The organism is Methylobacterium cerastii, assembly GCF_022179125.1.
In the GTDB taxonomy this organism is placed as follows: Bacteria; Pseudomonadota; Alphaproteobacteria; order Rhizobiales; family Beijerinckiaceae; genus Methylobacterium; species Methylobacterium cerastii.
In genome coordinates, this window is sequence record NZ_BPQG01000006.1 from 38,815 (window position 1) to 58,596 (window position 19,782).

General features: G+C 68.3%; 18 protein-coding genes. 8 read left to right on the plus strand and 10 right to left on the minus strand.

Annotated elements, in window-relative coordinates; genetic code table 11:
- Positions 1-44: 44 nt before the first annotated feature.
- The 5 genes from MFF13_RS02240 to MFF13_RS02260 all read right to left on the minus strand — a co-directional run bounded on the left by MFF13_RS02240 (position 45) and on the right by MFF13_RS02260 (position 2,976).
- Complete coding sequence (locus MFF13_RS02240) at positions 45-272, minus strand: F0F1 ATP synthase subunit C (protein ID WP_007566773.1); 228 nt, start codon at positions 270-272, stop codon at positions 45-47.
- Positions 273-331: 59 nt separating this feature from the next.
- Positions 332-1,117: a F0F1 ATP synthase subunit A gene (locus tag MFF13_RS02245; protein WP_147750601.1), complete on the minus strand. Its 786-nt coding sequence runs from the start codon at positions 1,115-1,117 to the stop codon at positions 332-334.
- Positions 1,118-1,197: 80 nt separating this feature from the next.
- Complete coding sequence (locus MFF13_RS02250) at positions 1,198-1,578, minus strand: AtpZ/AtpI family protein (RefSeq protein WP_147813650.1); 381 nt, start codon at positions 1,576-1,578, stop codon at positions 1,198-1,200.
- A gap of 191 nt (positions 1,579-1,769) precedes the next feature.
- Positions 1,770-2,414, minus strand: a complete 645-nt coding sequence (locus MFF13_RS02255) for a DsbA family protein (protein WP_147750599.1) — start codon at positions 2,412-2,414, stop codon at positions 1,770-1,772.
- A gap of 79 nt (positions 2,415-2,493) precedes the next feature.
- Positions 2,494-2,976 (minus strand): DUF721 domain-containing protein, encoded by a 483-nt coding sequence (locus MFF13_RS02260; RefSeq protein ID WP_238270636.1) that lies wholly within the window; start codon positions 2,974-2,976, stop codon positions 2,494-2,496.
- Positions 2,977-3,078: 102 nt separating this feature from the next.
- Between MFF13_RS02260 and mutY the strand changes: the two genes are divergently transcribed.
- The 5 genes from mutY to MFF13_RS02285 all read left to right on the plus strand — a co-directional run bounded on the left by mutY (position 3,079) and on the right by MFF13_RS02285 (position 10,714).
- Positions 3,079-4,374 carry an A/G-specific adenine glycosylase gene (mutY, locus tag MFF13_RS02265; RefSeq protein ID WP_147762700.1) on the plus strand — a complete coding sequence of 432 codons (1,296 nt, stop codon included), beginning with the start codon at positions 3,079-3,081 and terminating at the stop codon, positions 4,372-4,374.
- A 161-nt stretch (positions 4,375-4,535) separates the two neighbouring features.
- Positions 4,536-5,462, plus strand: a complete 927-nt coding sequence (locus MFF13_RS02270) for an ABC transporter ATP-binding protein (protein WP_147762701.1) — start codon at positions 4,536-4,538, stop codon at positions 5,460-5,462.
- A gap of 115 nt (positions 5,463-5,577) precedes the next feature.
- Positions 5,578-6,339 (plus strand): ABC transporter permease, encoded by a 762-nt coding sequence (locus MFF13_RS02275; RefSeq protein WP_147727174.1) that lies wholly within the window; start codon positions 5,578-5,580, stop codon positions 6,337-6,339.
- A gap of 122 nt (positions 6,340-6,461) precedes the next feature.
- A complete protein-coding gene (ahcY, locus tag MFF13_RS02280) occupies positions 6,462-7,862 on the plus strand; it encodes an adenosylhomocysteinase (RefSeq protein WP_147762702.1) in 1,401 nt (466 codons plus the stop codon).
- A 326-nt stretch (positions 7,863-8,188) separates the two neighbouring features.
- A complete protein-coding gene (locus tag MFF13_RS02285; RefSeq protein ID WP_147762703.1) occupies positions 8,189-10,714 on the plus strand; it encodes a sensor histidine kinase in 2,526 nt (841 codons plus the stop codon).
- A gap of 11 nt (positions 10,715-10,725) precedes the next feature.
- Here the strand turns inward: MFF13_RS02285 and MFF13_RS02290 are convergent, their stop codons facing one another.
- Positions 10,726-12,201 (minus strand): methyl-accepting chemotaxis protein, encoded by a 1,476-nt coding sequence (locus MFF13_RS02290; RefSeq protein ID WP_238270638.1) that lies wholly within the window; start codon positions 12,199-12,201, stop codon positions 10,726-10,728.
- Between the two features lie 322 nt (positions 12,202-12,523).
- Between MFF13_RS02290 and MFF13_RS02295 the strand changes: the two genes are divergently transcribed.
- Together MFF13_RS02295 and MFF13_RS02300 are read left to right on the plus strand one after the other, a co-directional pair.
- Positions 12,524-13,780, plus strand: a complete 1,257-nt coding sequence (locus tag MFF13_RS02295) for an MFS transporter (RefSeq protein ID WP_238270640.1) — start codon at positions 12,524-12,526, stop codon at positions 13,778-13,780.
- 72 nt (positions 13,781-13,852) lie between these two features.
- A complete protein-coding gene (locus MFF13_RS02300; RefSeq protein WP_147762706.1) occupies positions 13,853-14,101 on the plus strand; it encodes a hypothetical protein in 249 nt (82 codons plus the stop codon).
- A gap of 39 nt (positions 14,102-14,140) precedes the next feature.
- Here MFF13_RS02300 and tolB read toward each other — a convergent pair whose 3' ends face one another.
- The 4 genes from tolB to tolQ all read right to left on the minus strand — a co-directional run bounded on the left by tolB (position 14,141) and on the right by tolQ (position 18,077).
- Entirely contained in the window at positions 14,141-15,481 is a 1,341-nt protein-coding gene (gene tolB, locus MFF13_RS02305) for a Tol-Pal system beta propeller repeat protein TolB (RefSeq protein ID WP_147762707.1), read from the minus strand.
- A 65-nt stretch (positions 15,482-15,546) separates the two neighbouring features.
- On the minus strand, positions 15,547-16,887 hold the full coding sequence (gene tolA / locus MFF13_RS02310; RefSeq protein WP_147762708.1) for a cell envelope integrity protein TolA: 1,341 nt from the start codon (positions 16,885-16,887) through the stop codon (positions 15,547-15,549).
- A 7-nt stretch (positions 16,888-16,894) separates the two neighbouring features.
- A complete protein-coding gene (locus MFF13_RS02315; protein WP_187273574.1) occupies positions 16,895-17,338 on the minus strand; it encodes an ExbD/TolR family protein in 444 nt (147 codons plus the stop codon).
- A gap of 22 nt (positions 17,339-17,360) precedes the next feature.
- Positions 17,361-18,077 (minus strand): protein TolQ, encoded by a 717-nt coding sequence (tolQ, locus tag MFF13_RS02320; RefSeq protein WP_147750589.1) that lies wholly within the window; start codon positions 18,075-18,077, stop codon positions 17,361-17,363.
- A gap of 438 nt (positions 18,078-18,515) precedes the next feature.
- Between tolQ and MFF13_RS02325 the strand changes: the two genes are divergently transcribed.
- Positions 18,516-19,769, plus strand: a complete 1,254-nt coding sequence (locus MFF13_RS02325) for a methyl-accepting chemotaxis protein (RefSeq protein ID WP_238270648.1) — start codon at positions 18,516-18,518, stop codon at positions 19,767-19,769.
- Positions 19,770-19,782: the final 13 nt, after the last annotated feature.

The window sequence follows — 19,782 nt, forward strand, 5'->3', positions numbered from 1 at the left end:
GGCCGCCGCGGCCTGGAACGGCGCGGCGGCGATGTCGACGTCGATCAGACGGCGAACAGCAGGAGCAGGGCGATCAGCAGCGAGAAGATGCCGAGCGCTTCCGTCAGCGCGAAGCCGAGGAGCAGCGTAGCGCGCTGGCCGTCGGCGGCCGAGGGGTTGCGAAGGGCGCCCGCCAGGAACTGGCCGAACAGATTTCCGAGGCCGATGCCCGCGCCGGCCATGCCGAGGCAAGCGAGGCCGGCGCCGATGTACTTCGCAGCGACGGGATCCATAGAAAACTCCTGAAGTGTCTAGAAACGAGTGCGTCGTTTGCCGCGGGTGGAGCCGGCCGTTAGTGGCCGGGGTGAAGCGCGTCGTTGAGGTAGATCGCCGTCAGCGTCGCGAAGACGTAGGCCTGAAGCGCCGCAACGAGGAATTCGAGGGCCGTCAGCGCGATCGTCAGGAACAGCGGGAGGGGCGATAGCACGCTCCATGCGCCTGCGGAAAGCAGCCCGACGACGAAGAATGCGAAGATCTTCATCGCGATGTGCCCGGCGAGCACGTTGGCGAACAGACGCACCGACAAGCTGATCGGCCGCGAGATGAACGAGATCACCTCGATCGGCACCAGAAGCGCCAGCAGCGGCTTCGGAACGCCCTGCGGCACGAACAGGCCGAAGAAGTGGGCGCCGTGCTTCATCACGCCGTAGATCACCACGACCGATATCACCAGGGCCGCGAGGCCGAAGGTGACGACGAGGTGGCTCGTCACCGCGAAGGCGTAGGGGATCATGCCGAACAGGTTGAGGATCAGCACGAACATGAACAGCGAGAACACCAGCGGCATGAAGCGCTTGCCGCCGTCGCCGGTGGCCTGGTGCAGGGTGTCGGCGATGAACTCGTAGAAGATCTCAGCCAGCGACTGCATCCTGCCCGGCACCACCGAGCGGCTGGAGGTCGCGACGATCGTCAGGAGCGCGATGACGCCGACGGCGGCGAACATGTACAGCGCCGACTGGGTGAACGCGAGTTCCTGATGGCCGAGATGCCCGAAGGGCAGAATCGACTTGAGCTCGAACTGATGGATCGGATCCGGTCGCAAGGCGACGGAGTGCCCCGGGTCGATGCTGGCCGCCATGCCGTCTTCCGCCCTCACGTTTCGCTGCCGGCGGCCCGCATGGCCGAACCCGGTCGTTGGTCACAAGACACCGGTCGCCCTCACGGATCCCGTGGGGTGTCCCGTCCGGAACGGGCCCCGGCGAAACCGGACGCCCGCATCACGTTGAAGACGCCGGCGACGAACCCCAGCATCAGGAAGACGATCAGTCCCCAGGGCTTCGTCCCGAGCATCCGATCGAAGATCCAGCCGAGTACCCCGCCCGCGATCACGCCGGCGACGAACTCAGTGGAGATCGTCATGGCCTGCCCGAGGGCGGAGGGATTTCCGGACGACCCTGAACGCGACGGATGAGCGGGAGGGGCCGGGGGCCGCTTCCGTTCGATCTGCGTCTCGAGACGTCGGAGCCTCGCCGAGAGTTCGCTGTCGGGCGGCACGGGCCGTCCGGTCTCACCCTCCTCCCTTGCGTCGTTGCCGCTCACAGCGAAAACTCACATTGGCGAGAGGAACGAAACCGGGCGGATTGCCTCCTTGAAGCGCGGCGCACCTTAGTTTCGGCGCCCCAGGGTGTCAAGGCTCGAAAGGCCGAGCTTAAATCATTCTCGGCATTGAGGAATTCCGGCCCAAGCCCGCACGCGCGCAAGCCGTCGCGCGCAGGCCGGCCGGAACCCCCTCACGCGCCGAGGATCGGCTTGATGATCTTCTCGATTCCATCGACCGTCATCTCGCCGGTGTAACGCTCGCCGTTGATGAAGAAGGTCGGCGTCGAATCGACCTTGAAGGTCTCGAGCCCGCGTTGCTTCACGCCGTTCACGGCGGCGTAAAGCTTCTGGTCCTTGAGGCAGGTCTCGAACTTGTCCTTCGAGATCCCGGCCTGCTTCAGCATCTGCTCCAGGGCGTCGACGGGCTTCGGCGTGAAGGCCCAGGCCGGCTGCTGGTCGAAGAGCAGGTCGGTGATCGGGTAGTACTTCGCGTCGCCGTCGCAGCGCGCCAGCATGAAGGCGGCGGTGGCGAGGGGATCGAGGGGGAATTCCCGTAGCGTGAACCGTACCTTGCCGGTGTCGATGTAGCGCTCCTTGAGGGTCGGGTAGGTTGCCTTGTGGAAGGCGGCGCAGTGCGAGCAGGTCATCGATGCGTACTCGATGATCGTCACCTTCGCGTCCTTCGGCCCGAGCCAGACGTCGCCCAGCGGACCCGGCTGCATCAGCCCGTCGACCGGCACGCTCTCGGCGAACGCGGCCGCCGACAGCTTCGGCAGGATGAGGGCGGCGCCGATGGCGAGGCCCGTGGCTTTCAAAGCGTCGCGCCGGGTGATCATGGCCGTGCCTGCCTTCCGCGTTCCGTCCTGTCGACTTCTCGGGATGCGGTAACCGCGCCGGCGCACCCTGGCAAGGCGCCTAGCGCCGGGGCGAGGTCGCCACGACGGCGAGCCCGAGGCGGTCGAGGGCATCGCGTAGGCCGTCGTGCTCGATGGCGGAGACCGCCTGCGCGATCTCGCCGCGCCGGCCCAGATCCACCGTCGGTTCCGGTGCGCGCCGGGCGACGCGCCCGACCCGGTCCTGCTGCAGCACGATGCGGCCGACGCAGGCCCAGCCGTAATGGGCGTTGATCCGCTGGATCACCACCGGCGCCAGATGCTGCAGCTCGATCGCGAACACGCCCTCGACCCGCACCACCAGCGTGCCCGAATCGGGCGCGTCCTCGGTCCGGCGCTTGCGCTTGGGCCATTCGAGCTTCGAGGGCCTACAGAACTTCGCCAGGCGCTCGCCGACGATGTCCGGCCATGCCGCGAGGATGTCGGTCGAGGCGAAGCCCTGCGCCGCGAAGGCCGGGCCGATGCAGCCCTCGATCAGTTCGGCCAGCGGTTTGACGCGCGCCATGCTTGTGGAAGATCCCGCCGGTTGCGACGGCGAGGATAGCGCAAGGCCGGCGGCAAAGGGAGCGCTTTCGGCGCACGCGCCATGCCGCTATGCCTGCCGGCGATGCCTGCGTCCGAACCCTCCCCGAAGGCCGCCGACCTGCTGGTCTGGTACGACCGGCACCGCCGCGTCCTGCCTTGGCGCGCGCTGCCCGGCGAGCGGCCCGATCCCTACCGGGTCTGGCTCTCCGAGGTGATGCTGCAGCAGACCACGATCGCGGCGGTGAAGCCCTACTTCGCGACCTTCCTCGCCCGTTTCCCCGACATCGAAGCCCTGGCCGCGGCCCCGGAGGAGGCGGTGATGTCGGCCTGGGCCGGGCTCGGCTACTATTCCCGGGCGCGCAACCTCCACGCCTGCGCCAAGGCGGTCGCTGCGGCTGGGCGATTCCCCGACACCCTCGATGGGTTGCGCAAGCTCCCCGGCGTCGGCGCCTACACGGCGGGCGCGGTGGCGGCGATCGCCTTCGACCGGCCCGAGGCGGCGGTGGACGGCAACGTCGAGCGCGTGATGACGCGGCTGTTTTCGATCGAGGCGCCCTTGCCCGGCGCGCGTCCCGAAATCCGGCGCGTGACGCAAGCTTTGGTGCCGACCGAGCGGCCCGGCGACTTCGCGCAGGCCGTGATGGATCTCGGCGCCACCATCTGCACGCCCAAGCGTCCGGCCTGTGCGCTGTGCCCGTGGATGGCGCCCTGCCGCGCTCGCGCGGCCGGCAACCCGGAGACCTTCCCGCGTAAGGTGAAGGCGGTGAAAGGCACCCTGCGGCGCGGCGCGGCCTTCGTCGTGGTCCGCTCGGGTGACGAGGCGGTCCTGCTCCGCACCCGCCCGCCGGAAGGCCTGCTCGGCAGCATGGCCGAGCCGCCGATGAGCCCGTGGGCGCCCGACTACGACCCTGCCGGCGCGCTCCTCGACGCGCCGCTCGACGCGCGCTGGAAGCGCCTGCCCGGCCTGGTGCGGCACGGCTTCACCCACTTCCCGCTGGAGCTGACCGTGTTCCTGGCCCGCGTCGCGCTGTCGACGCAGGCGCCGGCCGGGATGCGCTTCACCCCGCGCCGCGACCTCGACGAGGAGCCGCTGCCCGGCGTGATGAAGAAGGTGCTGGCCCACGCCTTCGACCCGAAGCCAGAGCCCGAACTGAAGCCGCGCGGCCGCCCGAAGCGCGACCCGCCGCCGATGCCGATGTTGGCGGTGTGGGAAGCGCCGGAGACGGTGGCCGACCCGCCGCGCTTCCGCCCGGTGCCGAAGCCGGCCCCGCGTGTGGTCGCACCGGCGCCGGCGGAGACCGACGAGATGTTCGAGGCGGACGCGGAGGTGGTGCCGCCGGTCCGCAAGCCGGCGAGGCGGGCGCCGCGCAAGCGGTGAGCCGGGCGCGATGGCTGCCGAGGTGCACGTGAAAGTGGCAGGTGCCATTCGACACCGCGCGCGATGGGCGTCTAATTCGTCGCCCTGCAGGACGCTACGGAAATGCTGTAGGGCACTCCCTTTCCGCCTTCGCCGGGCCGGAACTTCCTGAACGGGCCACGATGTCGCCGATCATCTCCATCGAGAACCTGTCGAAGACCTATGCCTCGGGCCTCTCGGCCCTGAAGACCGTGAACCTCGCGATCGCCCGCGGCGAGATCTTCGCCCTGCTCGGGCCGAACGGGGCCGGCAAGTCGACGCTCATCAACATCGTCTGCGGCATCGTCACGCCGAGCACCGGCACCGTGACGGTGGACGGGCACGACATCGGCTCCGGCTATCGCGGCGCGCGCAAGGCGATCGGGCTGGTGCCTCAAGAACTCACCACCGACGCCTTCGAGAGCGTGTGGAACACGGTGAGCTTCACCCGCGGACTGTTCGGGCTGAAGAAGGACCCAGGCCACATCGAGCGCGTGCTGCGCGACCTCTCGCTCTGGGAGAAGCGCGACGCGCGGCTGATGACCCTGTCGGGCGGCATGAAACGCCGGGTTCTCATCGCCAAGGCGCTCTCGCACGAGCCGACGGTGCTGTTCCTCGACGAGCCCTCGGCGGGCGTCGACGTGGAACTCCGCCAGGACATGTGGCGCATGGTGCGGCGCCTGCGCGAGCAGGGCGTGACCGTGATCCTAACCACGCACTACATCGAAGAAGCCGAAGAGATGGCCGACCGGATCGGCGTGATCCGCAAGGGCGAGATCATCCTGGTCGAGGAGAAGGCCGAGCTGATCCGCAAACTCGGGCGCAAGCAGCTCACGCTTCAGTTGCAGGCGCCGCTGGCCGCGTTGCCGGCCGACCTTGCCGACCGCGGCCTTGAATTGAGCCAAGGCGGGCAGGAGCTCGTCTACACCTACGACGCCAAGGCCGAGCGCACCGGCATCACCGGCCTGCTCACCGACCTCGGCGCGGCCGGCATCCGGTTCAGCGACCTGCGCACCAGCCAGTCATCTCTGGAAGATATCTTCGTCGACCTCGTCAGGGAACGCGCATGATCCCGGCGGCCGCGAGATCCCAACCCACCATCCCCCGGCTGCCGGCAAGCGCGAATGCGCGTCGCCGCCCGTGTGGCGCTCGCCTCTCTGGGCGTCAGTATCGAGAGGCAAACCGATGAACTGGCCTGCCATCCGCGCGATCTATCGGTTCGAGATGAGCCGCTTCTGGCGCACGGCGATGCAGAGCATCCTCGCACCGGTGATCTCGACCTCGCTCTACTTCGTGGTGTTCGGTGCGGCGATCGGGTCGCGCATGAGCACCGTCGACGGCGTGCCCTACGGCCTTTTCATCGTGCCGGGCCTCGTGATGCTCGCGCTGCTGACCCAGAGCATCGCCAACGCCTCGTTCGGCATCTACTTCCCGCGCTTCGCGGGCACGATCTACGAGATCCTGTCGGCGCCGATCTCACCGGTGGAGGTGGTGCTCGGTTATGTCGGCGCCGCGGCCTCGAAATCGATCCTGATCGGGCTGATCATCCTCGCCACCGCCGCCCTGTTCGTGCCGCTTCACATCGAGCACCCGGTCTGGATGATGGCCTTCCTGGTGCTGACGGCGGTGACCTTCAGCCTGTTCGGCTTCGTCATCGGCCTCTGGGCCGACGGCTTCGAGAAGCTGCAGCTGGTGCCGCTCCTCGTCGTGACGCCGCTGACCTTCCTCGGCGGCAGCTTCTACGCGATCGAGATGCTGCCGCCGTTCTGGCGGACCGTCAGCCTCGCAAACCCGGTGGTCTACCTAATCAGTGGATTCCGCTGGGCCTTCTTCGGCACGGCCGACGTCGCCATCGGCATCAGCCTCGCGATGACCGGCCTGTTCCTGGCGGTCTGCCTCGGCCTCGTCGCCTGGATCTTCCGCACCGGTTACCGCCTGAAGAGCTGAGCGCGAGCTTCCTGAAGTCGTTCGAAAACGCATAAAGACATCTTTATGTCTTGATTGCTTCGTATCCGGTGCTCTGCTAGATGCCTCGGCGAGAGGCAACCCGAGACACGGAGCGACGCAGCATGGCCCAGGATTACATCGTCAAGGACATCGGCCTGGCCGATTACGGCCGTAAGGAAATCTCGATCGCCGAGACCGAGATGCCGGGCCTGATGGCCACCCGCGAGGAGTACGGCCCGTCGCAGCCGCTCAAGGGCGCCAGGATCGCCGGCTCGCTGCACATGACGATCCAGACCGCGGTGCTGATCGAGACGCTGAAGTCCCTCGGCGCCGACATCCGCTGGGTGTCCTGTAACATCTACTCGACCCAGGACCACGCCGCCGCGGCGATCGCTGCCGCCGGCATCCCGGTCTTCGCCATCAAGGGCGAGACCCTGGAGGAGTACTGGGACTACACTTCGAAGCTGTTCGACTGGCATGGCGGCGGCATGCCGAACATGATCCTCGACGACGGCGGCGACGCCACCATGTTCGTCCACCTGGGCCTGCGTGCCGAGAACGGCGACACCGCCTTCCTCGACAAGCCGGAGTCCGAGGAGGAGGAGATCTTCTTCGCGCTCCTGAAGAAGAAGCTCGCCGAGAAGCCGAAGGGCTGGTTCGCCGGTCTCGCCGACTCGATCAAGGGCGTCTCCGAAGAGACCACGACCGGCGTTCACCGCCTCTACAACCTCGCCAAGGAGGGCAAGCTGCTCTTCCCGGCGATCAACGTGAACGACGCCGTCACCAAGTCGAAGTTCGACAACCTCTACGGCTGCCGCGAGTCGCTGGTCGACGGCATCCGCCGCGGCACCGACGTGATGATGGCCGGCAAGGTCGCGATGGTCGCCGGCTTCGGCGACGTCGGCAAGGGCTCGGCGTCCTCCCTGCGCCACGCCGGCTGCCGCGTGCTGGTCTCGGAGGTCGACCCGATCTGCGCGCTCCAGGCCGCGATGGAAGGCTACGAGGTCGTGACGATGGAAGACGCGGCGCCGCGCGCCGACATCTTCGTCACCGCCACCGGCAACAAGGACATCATCACCCTCGACCACATGCGGGCGATGAAGGACCGGGCGATCGTCTGCAACATCGGTCACTTCGACAACGAGATTCAGGTCGCCGGCCTCAAGAACCTCAAGTGGTCGAACATCAAGCCGCAGGTGGACGAGATCACCTTCGCCGACGGCCACCGCATCATCCTGCTGTCGGAAGGTCGCCTGGTGAACCTCGGCAACGCCACCGGCCACCCGTCCTTCGTGATGTCGGCCTCGTTCACCAACCAGACGCTCGCCCAGATCGAACTTTGGACCAACCCGGGCAAGTACCAGAAGCAGGTCTACACCCTGCCGAAGGCGCTGGACGAGAAGGTGGCCCTCCTCCACCTCGAGAAGATCGGCGTGAAGCTCTCCAAGCTCCGCCCCGACCAGGCCGCCTACATCGGCGTCTCCGAGAACGGCCCGTTCAAGCCCGACCACTACCGCTACTGAGGCGCTCGGCGCGGGCACGCGCCGACCGGTACGGACGAGCGACAAGAGGGCCCGGCGGAAGCGCCGGGCCCTCTTCGTTTGTCAAGCCGCAAGGGCCATGGCGGACTGTGTCTTCTGTGTGTCGTTCGTCTGCGACCTGCCGGCGACGGGTTACAGCCAAGCTAATTCCCCTTCCGGCGCAAATCCCCGGCGCGTTAGACTACCTGCGGTTCGACAGGTCGTCGGGTCGTCGGATCTCCATCCACCCGAATCGTGCGGGCGGGGACCCGTCGCCGCGCGTTCGTTCGCGTCGATCTGACCGGCGGTTTTTGGAGACGGGACGGATCATGGCGGTCGATCGGGCGGCACGGCGCACAGCCGGGGCCGGCGCTCTCTTCATCGCCGCCGTCGGCCTGCCGGCTCCCTCCCTTGCGGCGGGCGCCGACCTTCCGAGCTGGGGTTTCGGCTCGCACATGCACAACGTCGCCGCCGCAGCGATCTTCGGCGGCCTCGTCGCCTTCGCCACCATCGTCGCCCTTCTCTATCTGAGCGAGCGCTCGCGCTGGACCCGCCGCGAGCGCGAGCAGGCGGCGGCCCTCGACGCCCTCAGCGGCGCCCACGACCGGGCCGAAATGCTGCTCGCCGCCGAGCGCCAGATCATCGTGACCTGGGACGGCCGCAGCGAGGCGGTGGTCGAAGGCGATGTCGGCCTCGCCTTCGACGGCGCGCGTCCGGCCTCCGGCTCGGCCCGCCGCATCCTCGCCTTCGGCAGCTGGCTCGTCCCCGCCGACGCCGAGGCGGTCGAGACCGCCGTCGAGGCGCTTCGGGTGCGCGGCACGAGCTTCCGCGCGACGCTGCGGAGCCAGTCCGGCCGCAGCATCGAGGCGCAGGGTCAGGCGGTGGCCGGCCGCGTCCTGCTGCGCCTGCGCGAGACCACCGAGGACCGACGGCAGATCTCCGAGTTGCGCGAGACCCTGGAAGATGCCCGCCGCGGCCTCTCGGCGCTGGCCGGCCTCCTCGACGCGATCCCGCAGCCGGTCTGGCGGCGCAACCGCGAGGGCAGCCTCGCCTGGGTCAACACCGCCTACGTCGCCGCCGTGGAAGCCACCACCCGCGAGGGCGCGATCCAGGACGGCATCGAGCTCCTCGACCGTCCGGCCCGCGAGATGATCGCCCGCGAGGACGCCCAGCGCCGCCCCGCCGGGCAACGTCCGGCACTTCGCCTGTCCGCGGTGGTGGCGGGTGGCCGGCGTATCCTCGACGTCACCGAGACCGCCCTGGAGGGCGGACGGGTCGGGATCGCGGTGGACGTCTCCGAGCTGGAGAGTGTGCGCGCCGACCTGCAGCGCCAGATGGACGCCAATGTCCGCACCCTGGACCAGTTGCCGACCGCGGTCGCGATGTTCGATGCCGGCCAGCGGCTGATCTTCCACAACGCCGCCTACCGCCAGCTCTGGGACCTCGACCAAGGCTTCCTCGACGCCCGCCCCCTCGACGGCGAGATCCTCGACCACCTGCGCGCCGCGCGAAAGCTCGAGGAGCATGCCGACTTCCGCAGCTGGAAGCAGGGCGTGCTGGCCGCCTACCGGTCGGCGGAAGCCAACCCGGCCTGGTGGTACCTGCCCGACGGCCGCACGCTGCGGGTGCTGGCCGAGCCGAACCCGCAAGGCGGCCTGACCTACCTTTTCGATGACGTCTCAGACCGGATGAAGCTCGAATCGCAATACAATGCGCTGATGCGGGTGCAGGCCGAGACCCTGGATACCCTCAAGGAGCCGGTGGCGGTGTTCGGCGCCGACGGGCGCCTCACCTTTGCCAACCGCGCCTTCGCCGCTGCCTGGCGACTAGACCACGAGAGCCTGGAAGCCCGCCCGCACGTCGAGGCGGTGATCGAGGCGTGCCGCGTGCTGGCGCCAGCCGACGAGCCGTGGCTCGACATCCGCGACGCGGTGGTTGGCCTCGAATCGCGCACCGGCATCGCCTGCAAGCTCGAGATGGTGGACGGCACCGTGCTCGACTGCACCGCCCAGCCTCTGCCCGAAGGCGCGACGTTGATCACCCTGATCGACGTCACCGCAAGCGTGAACGTCGAGCGGGCGCTGACCGAGAAGAACGACGCGCTCGAAAAGGCGGCGCAGCTTCGCGACACGTTCGTCCACCACGTCTCCTACGAGCTGCGCTCGCCGCTCACCAACATCATCGGCTTCACCCAGCTTCTCGGAGACGAGACCGTGGGTGCGCTGAACGCCCGCCAGCGCGAATATTCCGATCACATCATGCGCTCGTCCGGCGCGCTCCTGGTGATCATCAACGACATCCTCGACCTCGCCTCGATCGATGCCGGTTCCCTCGAGCTCCAGCGCGAGACCGTGGACGTTCAGGCCACCATCGAGGCCGCGCTGCTCGGCATCGAGGACCGCCTCGCGGAATCCGATCTCAGCCTCGTCCTCGACGTGCCCGACGACATCGGTAGCGTGTTCGTGGACGGGAAGCGCGTCCGCCAGATCCTCTTCAACCTGATGTCGAACGCCGTCGGCTTCTCCAGCGCCGGCCAGAGCATCACCGTGCAGGCGCGCCGGACGGCTGGCGACCTCGTCCTCAGCGTGCGCGACCAGGGCCGTGGCATGCCGCCCGAGATCGCCGCCCACGTGTTCGACCGGTTCGAGAGCCACACCCTCGGCACGCGCCATCGCGGGGTCGGCCTCGGCCTGTCGATCGTGCGCTCCTTCGTCGAGCTGCATGGCGGCCGGGTCTCGCTCGATTCGCGCCCCGGCGCCGGCACCTGCGTGAGCTGCACCTTCCCGATCGTCCTGCCCGCGTCGCACGCGGCGCGGGACCTGGAATCCGAGGCGACCGAGGAGGCGGCCGAGTAGGCCGCCCCGGTTCAGCCGAGGGCGCGGGCCGCCTCGGCCACGGCCTGGACGCGGGTGTCGACGGTCCTCGAGGCGTCGGCGATGCCGTCCATGTTCAGCCGGACGCGCTGGACGCTCTCGGCCGCGTTCTGCATGTTCACCGACATGTCACGCGTCACCGCCGCCTGCTGCGTCACGGCGGAGGAGACGCTGAGCGAGATTTGGCTGACCTGCCCGATCGTCTGGCTCACGAGCTCGATCGCCCGTACTGCCTCGGCCGTCGCCTCCTGCACAGCGGTGACCTGCCTCCCGATCTCCTCGGTCGCCTGCGACGACTGCGTGGCCAGGACCTTCACCTCGGCGGCGACCACCGCGAAGCCGCGGCCAGCCTGACCGGCGCGCGCCGCCTCGATGGTCGCGTTCAGAGCCAGGAGGTTGGTCTGGTCGGCGATGGTGCGAATCGTGGTGATGACGCTGCCGATCCGCTCGGCCGAGGCCGTGAGGCCGGAGATGATGGTGCGCGCTTCGTCCGAGCGGCCGACCGCCTCGTCGGATGCCGACTTCGCCTCGACCGCGTGCCGGGTCAGTTCCTCGATCGACGCCGAGAACTCCTCGGCCCCGGCTGCCACCGCCTGGACGTTGCCGGAGGTCTCGGCCGCCGCGCGCGCGGTCTCGGTCGATTGGCGGCTGACCCCCGACATCTCCTGCATGATGTGGCCGAGGTCGACCTGGATGAGGCGCTGGCCTTCAGCGCGGCGGCGGCGCTCGTTTACCTGCGCGGTCACGTCGGTAGCGAACTTCACCACGGCGAAGGGACGTCCATCGCGGTCCAGGATCGGATTGTAGGCGCCGTGGATCCAGACCTCCTGGCCGGCCTTGCCCACCCGGCGGAACTCGCCCGCCTGGAAGGTGCCCGCGGCTAGCGTCTTCCAGAACGCGGCGTAGGCGGGCGAGGCGGCGTCCGCCGCCTCGACGAAGATCCGGTGGTGGCGGCCTTTGATTTCGTCGAGGCGGTAGCCCATCGTCGTAAGGAAGTTCGCGTTCGCATCGGTGACGATGCCGTCCAGCGTGAAGTGGATCACCGCCTGGGAGCGGTTGAGCGCATCGATCTGGCCCTGGCAGATTGCTGCCGACTTGGTCTCGGCGGTGATGTCGGTGGCGAGTTTGACGACCTGTACCGGCCGGCCGCCGCGATCGAGCACCGGATTGTAGGAGGCCTGCAGCCAGATCTCACGGCCGTCCTTGGCGACGCGCTTGAAGGTGCGGGCTTGCGTCTCGCCGCGGGCCAAGGCCTCCCAGAACGCTCGATACTCTGCGGTCTCGCGCTCGGCGCCCTCCATCAAGATTCCGTGATGCTGGCCGCGGATCTCAGACAAGGCATAGCCGAACAGGCTCAGGAAATTCGCGTTTGCATCGAGGATCCGGCCGTCCAGGCCGAACACAATGCGGGCCTGTGACCGGTCGATCGCATCGATGACGGCATTCACCTTCTGGTTGATAAACGACATTCCAGTGAGCCTTGTAGTTCGTGATCTTCATGTAATATTGCGGAGAAAGCTTAAAAAATCGGCTTCCAAGACTTTTAACATGACATATTAGCTTATGGGTCGCAGCAACAACTTCTAGGTGTAAGTCAAAGGGGCTATCTAAGAGTAAGGTTGCGCCCTGTCGTCCCGCTAGCGGTCGGCGACGGCATCGCAGACATTCCATGACGCCGCCGACGCGTTCGCAGCGATCCACACGCTTGGTATCGCAGTCTCGACGCAGACGCTCAATACGACCTCGCCGGCCGGCTTGACCAAGCGGTTTCGCGTGGCCACGACGCAGGCGATGTACGAACCTTCCTCATCCGGCTGGACCGTCTTCCGCAACGGCGACTTCCGCCTGTTCGGCATGTCCCGGTTCCTCACCGGCCTTGCCTACCAGATGCAGGCGGTGGCGGTCGGCTGGTTCGTCTACGACCTGACCCACTCGGCGCTCGCGCTCGGCCTCGTCGGGCTGGCGGGGTTCCTCCCAGCGATGCTGGCCGCGCTGATCACCGGGCACGTCGCCGACACCTACGACCGGCGCCTGGTGGCGGCGGCGTCCTTCGCGGTGCAGGCGGCGACCAGCGCGGCGCTGCTCGCCTACGCCTGGCGCGGCGCCGGCGCGGTCTGGCCGATCTACGGGCTCGTCGTGTTGATCGGTACGGCGCGCGCCTTCGCCAACCCCTCCCTGCAGGCGCTGCTGCCGACCTTGGTGCCGCGCGACCTGTTCGGCTCGGCGATCGCCTGGAACGCCTCGCTCTGGCAGAGCGCGTCGGTGCTCGGGCCGGCGCTCGGCGGCTTCCTCTACGCCCTTGGGCCCAAGGTGGTGTTCGGCTCGGCCTCCGCCAGCTTCGCCCTCGCGGCGGTCGCCACCGCCGCGATCCGCTTCCGCCCGGCCCCCGTGTCGGAGCGGCCGCCGGTGACCTGGGCGACGCTGTCGGCCGGGATCGGCTATATCCGGGCCCATCCGGTGGTGCTCGGCGCGATCAGCCTCGACTTGTTCGCGGTGCTGCTCGGGGGCGCCACCGCCCTGCTGCCGATCTTTGCGGCCGAGGTGCTGCATGTCGGCCCGCTCGGGCTCGGGGCGCTTCGGAGCATGCCCGCGGCCGGCGCCGTGCTGATGGCCGTCGTGCTGGCCTACCGGCCGCTGCGGCGCCATGCGGGCGTGAGGATGCTGCGCGCCGTAGCGGTCTTCGGTGTCGCGATCATCGTGTTCGGCCTTTCGACCTCCCTGCCGCTGTCGATGGCCTGCCTGTTCGTCACGGGTGCCGCCGACATGATCAGCGTCTACGTCCGCCAGACCTTCGTTCAAGGCGAGACCCCGGACGCGATGCGCGGCCGGGTGTCGGCGGTGAACACCGTCTTCATCGGCGCCTCGAACGAACTCGGCGAGTTCGAGTCCGGCTCGGTCGCGGCGCTGATCGGCGCGGTGCCGGCCGTGGTGGTCGGGGGCGCGGCCACCGTGCTGGTCGCCGTGCTCTGGGGCCGGCTCTTCCCGGCACTCCGAGCGCGCGACCGGCTTCTGCCGAGGGGTGAAGCTGGAGGCCGACGGCCAAGCTAACCCATTCCGGCCAGGATGGGCTGGTCTACGCACCTCCGCCCGGGTCGTCCGGGTCGCTGAAGGAAGCCGACCTTGCTCGTTCGTACCGTGTTCGCGTTCACCCTGTCCGCCACCGCCGCGCTCGCCGCGCCGAACGCGTCGGCCGTGCCCGACCGCGCCGCGCTGAAGCAGAACTGCACCGGCGATTACCTCGCCCTATGCAGCGAATTCTCCCCCGACGCCCCGGAGGTCCAGGCCTGCTTCAAGCAGAACCGCGCCAGCCTCTCGCCGAACTGCCAGGCCGCGATCGGTGGATACGTGAAGGCGCAGAAGCGCGGGTGAAGGGGAGCCCGACGGGTCGCCGGGCTCCGCTTCCGAAAACTACTTCCCGGCCAGCAGCGGCGACCAGGTCGGGTCGGAGGCGTAGGACGGGGTCGGCACCGGATTTTCGACCTTGCCGGTGATGTCGACCATGTAGAGCTTGCCGCCGCCCTGGCCGCCGGGATCGCGGAAGAACAGCACGTACTGGCCGTTCGGCGCGAAGGTCGGCCCCTCGTTGTGGAAGCCTTCCGTCAGCACCCGCTCGCCGGAGCCGTCGGGCTTCATCACGCAGATCGCGAAGCCACCCTTGCGCTGGCGGGTGAAGGCGATGAGGTCTCCTTTGGGCGACCAGGCCGGCTGCGAGGCCGAGCCCTCCCCGAACGAGATGCGGTGCGGGTTCGAGCCGTCGGCGCCCATCACGTAGACCTGCTGCGAGCCGCCGCGGTCGGATTCGAACACGATCTGGCCGCCGTCCGGCGAGTAGGTCGGCGACGTGTCGATCGCCATGCCATTGGTGATCGAATGCTGGGCCTTCGAGGCGATGTCCATCGTGACGATGTCTGCGTTGCCGCCCTGCTGCACGCTCATGATGAGGCGGCGGCCATCGGGTGAGAAGCGCGGGCTCGCGCTCATCGAGTCGAAGTTGCCCATCGCCGTCCGGCTGCCGGTCTCGAGGTTGATCACCTGCACCCGCGGCTGGTGGCCGGTGGCCTGCGCCATGAAGGCGATGTCCTGCGTCGCCGGCGAGTAGCGCGGGGCGACGACGGCGTTCTCGCCGGTGGTGAGCGCCCGGACGTTGGCGCCGTCCTGGTCCATCACCATCAGGCGCTTGCGGCGGTTCTCCTTCGGGCCGGATTCGTCGACGAAGGCGATGCGGCTGTCGAACCACGGCCCGAGGCCGGTGATCTTGGTGTAGACGCTGTCCGAGATCAGGTGCCCGGCGCGGCGCGCGTTGGCGGCGTCGGTGCCGTATTGCTGGCCGGTGATCTGCTGGCCCGAGGTCACGTCCCACAAGCGGAACTCGACCTTGAGGCGGCCCGAGGCGTCGCGCGAGACGCGGCCGGTGACGAGGCCCTGCACGCCGGCCGCGCGCCACTTCTCGAAGCCGGGGGCGGCATCGAAGTTCGGCGATTCGGGGAATCGGCCCTTCTCCAGCGGCAGGAAGTAGCCGGAGCGGCGCAGGTCGTTCGTCACGACGCTCGAGACGAGGCCGCCGAGGTTCGCGTCGCCTGAGAAGTCGGTCACCGCGATCGGCATCGGCTGGAACGAGCCGCCACCGATGCGGAGCTGAAGCTGGGCCTGGGCCGGCCCGCTCAAGCCGATGGCCGCGAGCAGCAGCAGCGCGAGGCCATAGAGGGCGGCGGGCACGTGCCGGGCCCGGGTGAGCGAACGATGCAGCATGGGGTTTGGTCCGGAAACGTTGGAGCGGGTGCCGGCGAGGTCGAGACTTCGGGTCGGCTTCGGCGTCAGGTCGCGGTGAACTCGAACTCCGCGTTGATCGCCTTCCAGTCGTTGTAATAGGGCTGGTACTGCGCCGGGATCTTGTAGGGCGCGCACCGGCGCACGGCGCGCAACGCCGCCTGCGCGATCGACTGGTCGACCGAGCTCGACCCGCCGCGCATGATCCGCGGCTCGGTCGAGAGCGAGCCGTCGGCGTTCAGGCGGATGTCGAGCACCGGCAGCACCACGCCCTGCGCCGCGCCGGGCGGCGCCGAATAGCAGCGCTCGATCTGCTGCTGCAGCATGCCGACGAGGGCGTCGCGCAACGAGGGCGACAGGCGCTGCGCGGTGCCGGTGGCAGCGCCGAGGGAGGCCGTGCGCTGGACCTCGTGACCGGTCGAGCCGGTGGATTGCGACGGCGCCTTCGAAGCCAGGATCGACTTGATGTCGCCGGCATTGAACTTGGCGGCGAGCTCGGCCTGCTTGCGCGCCTTCGCCTCGGCGTCGGCCTTGGCGCGCGCATCCGCGACCGCCTTCGCCTTGGCTTTTGCCGCAGCCTCGGCCTTCGCGGCGGCTGCGGCCTCAGCCTTCTCCTTGGCCTCCTCGGCCTTGGCTTCGGCGATCTCCTTCTGGCGCTCGGCCTCGGCTTCCGCCTTCGCCTTGGCTTCGGCCTTGGCGGCGGCCGCCTTCTCGGCAGCCTTGGCCGCCTCCTTGGCCGCGTCCGCCTTGGCTTTCGCCTCGGCTTTGGCCTTCGCATCCGCAGCCTTGGCTTCTGCGGCGGCGGCTTCCGCCTCCTCGCGCTCGACGAGCTTGGCGAGCTGCTCGCGCTTCACCGCCTCCGCCTTGGCGGCCTCGGCGGCGGCGGCCTTCGCTTCCGCCTTGGCGGCGGCGGCCTTCTCCGCGGCGGCGGCCTTGGCGGCTTCCGCCTTCGCCTCGGCTTTGGCGGCGTCGGCCTTCTCGGCCTCCGCCTTCTCCTTGGCCATCTTGGCGGCCTTGGCCGCTTCCGCCGACGGGTCGGGCTCGTTGACGCGCAGCGGCATCTCGTCGGCGTTGGCGAGCTTCATGTCGCTGGTGCGCGTCGGCGCTGTCGGAGAATCGACTTTCGCGTTCTCCGGCTCCTTCTCTTCGAACTTCTCCGCCTTCTTGTCGGCACGGGGCTTGGCGTCCGACAACGGCTTCTCGGCGTTGCGCTCGCCCTTGGTCAGCTCGGAGAACTGGTTCTCGGTGATCACCTCGACGGGCACGCCCTCCTGCGCCTCGGGAAGCGCGGGCGCGGCGACGCTGAACAGGGCGAAGACCAGCAGCCCGACATGGGTGCCGGCCGAGACCCAGAAGCCCGGTTCGCTGCGGAAGGAGGGGAGCCTCACGGACGCGCTACCGCTGCTCGGGCTCGGTGACGAGCGCCACCTTCTTGAAGCCGCCGCCGGTGACGATCGCCATCACCTGCGCGACCCGGCCGTAGTCGACCCGCTTGTCGCCGCGCACGAAGACGCGCTCCTCGAAGCCGGACTTGGCCTCCAGGGTCAGCTTCGGGATGATGGTGTCGTCGGTGAGCTCGTCCTCGCCGAGGAAGACCTGACCGGACTGGCGGATCGAGATCGTCACCGGCTTGGTGTCCGAGTTCAGGGGCGAGGCCTTGGATTGCGGCAGATCGAGGGGCACGCCCACCGTCATCATGGGCGCCGCCACCATGAAGATGATCAGCAGCACCAGCACGACGTCGATGAACGGCGTCATGTTGATCTCGTTGATCGGCCCGCCGCGCTTGCCGCGCCGCCGCCGCTTGCCGCCCCCTTGAGCGCCCGCCGCCATGCTCATGTGTCGATCCCTTCGCGGTCGGTCAGGCGGCGAGCGACAGGCGCTCGTCGATCTGGCGCGACAGGATGGCGGAGAACTCGTCGGCGAAGCCTTCCAGGCGCGACTGCTGCTTGGAGACCGTGGCCTGGAGCTTGTTGTAGGCCAGCACGGCGGGAATCGCCGCGAACAGGCCGATCGCGGTGGCGAATAGCGCCTCGGCGATGCCCGGCGCCACCACGGCGAGCGAGGTGTTCTTCGAAGCGGCGATCGAGGTGAAGGCGGTCATGATGCCCCAGACCGTGCCGAACAGGCCGATATACGGGCCGGCCGAGCCGATGGAGGCGAGGAACAGCAGGCGGCCCTCGAGGCGCTCGACCTCGCGCTGGATCGTCACGTCGAGCACCTTGTCGATGCGCTGCGACAGTGACTGGATCTGGCGGCCGGTGCCCTCGAACGAGCGCTTCCACTCGCGCATCGCCGCGACGAACAGGGCGGCAAGGCCCGTGGCCGGGCGGTCGTTGAACGAGCGGTACAGTTCCTCCAACGAGCGGCCGGACCAGAACGCGTCCTCGAACGCGTCCATCTCGTCCTTGGTGCGGCGGAACAGCAGCGTCTTGTCGACGATGATCGCCCAGCACCAGATCGACGATCCGAGCAGGCCGATCATGACGAACTTGACGACGACGTGGGCCTGCAGGAACAGCCCGAGCAGCGTCATGTCGGCGACGGGCGCAGCCTGCATCGCATCGGCTGGGTTCATGGTCGGTGGTCCTCACGTCCCCATGGCGGAGCGGCTTCCGAGGGGGAAACCCTCGCGACATCCGGCTGAACCATGGGCGATGCCTGAAAAATCGCCCGCGAATCTGTCGAAAGTAGGGTCGTCGCCGCAGCGCACCCTCGACGTCTCGGCCGAGTGAAGCGCCGAACGCGGTTAAGGAAGCGTTGCACGCCGGACCAGGGCGGATCGCAGAATAAGGATGTTATTTCAATCGAGCGAGACACTACTCAAATCGAAGGCGACGAAAGTATTTGTTTTATATTAAATGTATTTGATTTCTCATCCTAAGGTTGTAATCTTTATATTCGTCAAAATACCGAGTAAATTAATGGCTTTTTTACCCTGATCGGCGATTCATGGTCGAAGATCCTCGTCAACGCGCTCGTGGTGGGCCCGAGCTTGGGTCATCGATGGGTTTCCATGGCATTCCTGACATTGCGCCGGAGCGCGAAGGCTCCTTCCGTCGAGACGATGACCGAGTCGCCGCATGCGGTCGACTTCGAAGCGGTCCTCGGAGCCTTGCCCACCAACGTTCTGGTGTTGAATCCGACCACCGCGGCGATTACTTATGCGAACAAGCGGAGCGTGGAGACGCTGAACGCCCTGCGGCAGCACCTGCCGTCCGTCGTCGATCCCAACCGCATGGTCGGCCAGTCGATGGACGTGTTCCACAAGAACCCCCACCACCAGCGCTCGATCGTCGGCGATCCGTCGCGGTTGCCGTGGCGCACCAAGATCAAGCTCGGCCCCAAGACCCTCGATCTTCACGTGTCCGCCGTCCACGCCGCCAACGGCGAGTACATCGCCGCGGTGCTGTCCTGGGCCGACGTGTCGCCGCTCACGGACGGGATCGCCAGCTTCGACCGCACGATGCAGGCCGCGCTCAATCAGACCGCCGCCGCCACGGGCGCGATGCGGCAGGCCGCCGACAGCGTGCTGAACGCCACCGGACAGACCTCTGAGAGCGCGGGACGGGCGGCCTCCAGCGCGGCGGAGACCACGGTCAACGTGCAATCGGTGGCCGCGGCCGTGGAGGAGTTCAGCGCCTCCAATGCCGAGATCACGCGGCAGATGACCCATTCCAGCAGCGTGACGGCGCAGGCCGTGACGGAGGCGCAGCAGGCGATGGAGAACGTCAGCACCCTGTCTGAGACCTCGCAGCGCATCGGTGTCGTCGTCGGGTTGATCAACTCGATCGCGAACCAGACCAATCTCCTGGCCCTGAACGCCACCATCGAGGCGGCACGCGCCGGCCCCGCCGGCCGGGGCTTCTCGGTGGTGGCGGCCGAGGTCAAGGAACTGGCCGCGCAGACGGCCAAGGCGACGAGCGACATCTCCGATCAGATCAACATGATCCAATCCGCCACCCGGATGACCGTTTCGTCGATCGAGCGGATCTCCGAGGTGATCAAGGGAATCGATGCCGGCTCGACGACGGTCGCCGCGGCGGCCGAGGAACAGGCCGCCGCCTCGGCCGAGATCAGCCGGAGCGCGCGCGACGCCGCCGACCTGACCACCGAGGTGAGCGGCGGGATCAGCGAGGTGGCGGCCAGCGCCGCGACCTCGACGGATTCAGCGCAGACCGTGCTCCAAGCCACCACCGACATGGACAACCAGATGGCCGAGGTCACGCGGGCGGTCGCGACGTTCCTGGAGGAAGTCCGGCGGATCTGATCGCGCCGCCCCC

Excerpts from the sequence above, each read along its gene's own strand:
- tolQ (WP_147750589.1), bottom strand. The coding sequence starts at position 18,077 with ATGAACCCAGCCGATGCGATGCAGGCTGCGCCCGTCGCCGACATGACG.
- MFF13_RS02325 (WP_238270648.1), top strand. The coding sequence starts at position 18,516 with ATGGCATTCCTGACATTGCGCCGGAGCGCGAAGGCTCCTTCCGTCGAG.
- MFF13_RS02315 (WP_187273574.1), bottom strand. The coding sequence starts at position 17,338 with ATGAGCATGGCGGCGGGCGCTCAAGGGGGCGGCAAGCGGCGGCGGCGC.
- MFF13_RS02245 (WP_147750601.1), bottom strand. The coding sequence starts at position 1,117 with ATGGCGGCCAGCATCGACCCGGGGCACTCCGTCGCCTTGCGACCGGAT.
- mutY (WP_147762700.1), top strand. The coding sequence starts at position 3,079 with ATGCCTGCGTCCGAACCCTCCCCGAAGGCCGCCGACCTGCTGGTCTGG.
- MFF13_RS02295 (WP_238270640.1), top strand. The coding sequence starts at position 12,524 with ATGTACGAACCTTCCTCATCCGGCTGGACCGTCTTCCGCAACGGCGAC.
- MFF13_RS02270 (WP_147762701.1), top strand. The coding sequence starts at position 4,536 with ATGTCGCCGATCATCTCCATCGAGAACCTGTCGAAGACCTATGCCTCG.
- MFF13_RS02275 (WP_147727174.1), top strand. The coding sequence starts at position 5,578 with ATGAACTGGCCTGCCATCCGCGCGATCTATCGGTTCGAGATGAGCCGC.
- tolB (WP_147762707.1), bottom strand. The coding sequence starts at position 15,481 with ATGCTGCATCGTTCGCTCACCCGGGCCCGGCACGTGCCCGCCGCCCTC.
- MFF13_RS02240 (WP_007566773.1), bottom strand. The coding sequence starts at position 272 with ATGGATCCCGTCGCTGCGAAGTACATCGGCGCCGGCCTCGCTTGCCTC.
- ahcY (WP_147762702.1), top strand. The coding sequence starts at position 6,462 with ATGGCCCAGGATTACATCGTCAAGGACATCGGCCTGGCCGATTACGGC.
- MFF13_RS02290 (WP_238270638.1), bottom strand. The coding sequence starts at position 12,201 with ATGTCGTTTATCAACCAGAAGGTGAATGCCGTCATCGATGCGATCGAC.
- MFF13_RS02285 (WP_147762703.1), top strand. The coding sequence starts at position 8,189 with ATGGCGGTCGATCGGGCGGCACGGCGCACAGCCGGGGCCGGCGCTCTC.
- MFF13_RS02255 (WP_147750599.1), bottom strand. The coding sequence starts at position 2,414 with ATGATCACCCGGCGCGACGCTTTGAAAGCCACGGGCCTCGCCATCGGC.
- MFF13_RS02260 (WP_238270636.1), bottom strand. The coding sequence starts at position 2,976 with ATGGCGCGCGTCAAACCGCTGGCCGAACTGATCGAGGGCTGCATCGGC.